The sequence below is a fragment of the Burkholderia sp. LMG 13014 genome (assembly GCF_905232215.1).
Lineage (GTDB): Bacteria > Pseudomonadota > Gammaproteobacteria > Burkholderiales > Burkholderiaceae > Burkholderia.
Genome location: NZ_CAJNKE010000842.1, coordinates 1 through 1,993, shown reverse-complemented (window position 1 = coordinate 1,993; position 1,993 = coordinate 1). Strand labels below are relative to the sequence as shown.

Annotated in this window: 2 protein-coding genes and 1 pseudogene; all 3 read left to right on the top strand. The window is 70.0% G+C overall.

What is annotated here, in order from left to right; genetic code table 11:
- Positions 1 to 355 (top strand): annotated as a pseudogene (locus tag JYJ84_RS35270) (peptidase M20); the annotation flags it as partial.
- A 40-nt stretch (positions 356 to 395) separates the two neighbouring features.
- Positions 396 to 1,505, top strand: coding sequence for a malate/lactate/ureidoglycolate dehydrogenase (locus JYJ84_RS35265; protein WP_175220110.1), 1,110 nt, complete (start codon positions 396 to 398; stop codon positions 1,503 to 1,505).
- On the top strand, positions 1,502 to 1,993 hold a 492-nt coding region (locus JYJ84_RS38320; protein ID WP_205190178.1), incomplete at its 3' end, for a TfoX/Sxy family protein. The genes JYJ84_RS35265 and JYJ84_RS38320, both read left to right, overlap by 4 nt.

The window sequence follows — 1,993 nt, the reverse complement described above, 5'->3', positions numbered from 1 at the left end:
GCAGCAGCTGAAGGAACTGCTCGAACTCGATCCGCCGTACAACGCGAAGGTCACGTTCAAGCCGGACGCGGGTGCCGCGACCGGCTGGAGCGCACCGGATCTCGCGCCGTGGCTCGCGTCGTCGCTCGATGCCGCATCGCGCCGCCACTTCGGCGCCGACTGCGCGTACATGGGCCTCGGCGGTACGATCCCGCTGATGAACGTGCTGCAGGAAGGTTTCCCGTCCGCGCAGTTCATGGTGTGCGGCGTGCTCGGGCCGAAGTCGAACGCGCACGGCCCGAACGAATTCCTGCACGTGCCGTACGCGAAGAAGCTGACGGCGGCGGTCGCGGACGTGATCGCAACCGCGCGCTGAGCGTGACAACTGCCCAACCCGACCTGACGGAGCCTTGCCGATGACCGCACTGCCGACGCCCGATACCGAACCGCTGCGCATGCGCGCCGAACCGCTGCATGCGTTCGTCGCGGCACTCTGGGAACGGGCGGGCAGCAGCGAGCGCGAGGCGAGGCTCGTTGCCGATCATCTGGTCGGCGCGAATCTCGCGGGCCACGATTCGCACGGGATCGGGATGATTCCGAACTACGTCGCGTCGTGGCGGGAAGGGCAGTTGCAGTTGAACGGGCACGCGTCGATCGTCCGCGACGGCGGTGCGGTGCTGACGATCGATGGCGGGCGCGGCTTCGGCCAGGTGATCGCGTTCGAGGCGATGGTCGAGGGGATCGAGCGCGCACGACGCATGGGCATCTGCGCGATCGGGCTGCGCGACGTGCATCACCTTGGTCGCATCGGGCACTGGGCCGAGCAGTGCGCGCGCTCGGGGCTCGTGTCGTTCCACTTCGTCAACGTGCCGGGCGACCTGCTGGTCGCGCCGCTGCACGGCACCGATCCGCGCTTCGGCACGAACCCGTTCTGCGCCGCGTATCCGCGTGCGGGCAGGCCGCCGCTGCTGCTCGATTTCGCGACGAGCGCGATCGCGTACGGCAAGACGCGCGTCGCGTACAACCAGGGCAAGCGCGTGCCGGCCGGGTCGCTGATCGACCATCACGGCCAGCCGACCGACGATCCGGCCGTGATGCACGAGCAGCCGTTCGGCGCGCTGCTGCCGTTCGGGCTGCACAAGGGCTATGCGCTGGCGGCGATGTGCGAGATTTTCGGCGGCGCGCTCGTCGGCGGGCATACGACCTACGGCGACACGCTGCAGAAGACGAGCGCGATCGTCAACGGGATGCTGTCGGTGCTGATCGATCCGAACGCGTTCGATGCGGCCGATGCCGAGCGCGAAGCCGATGCGTTCGTCGCATGGGCGAAGGCGTCGCCGCAGGCCGGCGACGCGCCGGTGCAGGTGCCGGGCGAGCCGGAAGAGGCCAGCCGCGCGGCGCGCGGTGCCGGCGGCATTCCGGTCGACCGCGCGACGTGGCGGCAGATTTGCGAGAGCGCGGCGGCGGTCGGCTTCGACGACGCGGCGCTCGATGCGTGGACGCAGCGTTGCGCGGGGCGCGCATGAGCTGGCAGTCGGAGAAGGCGCACGGCGAGGAGATCGCGTATCAGCTCGCGCCGCTCGGCAACGTCACCGTCGTGCGGTTCTTCAGCGGCGCCGCGATGCGGCTCGACGGCGTGATGTTCGGTTTCATGTCGCGCGGGTCGCTGTTCCTGCGCGTCGACGACGTGAACCGTCCGGCGTTCGTCGCGGCGGGGATGGGGCCGTTCTCGTACGAGCGGCCCACGCGCACGGTTTCGCTCGACGGCTATTACGAAACGCCGGCCGACGTGCTCGAGGACGCCGGCGCGTTGTTCGACTGGTGCCGCAGCGCGTATCGCGCGGCGTTGCTGGCGGGGCCGCCGAAGCGCAAGGCGAGGGCGGTGGCGAAACCGGTGGCGGAAGGGAAGGCGGCGGGGACGCGGATTGGGAAACCGGTGGCGAAGCCGGTAGCGAAACCAGTGGCGAAACCGGCAGCGAAGCCAGTGGCGAAACCAGTGGCGAAACCAGCGGCC

Bases quoted from the DNA above. Each gene is read 5' to 3' on its own strand.
- JYJ84_RS35265 (WP_175220110.1), top strand. From the start codon at position 396: ATGACCGCACTGCCGACGCCCGATACCGAACCGCTGCGCATGCGCGCC.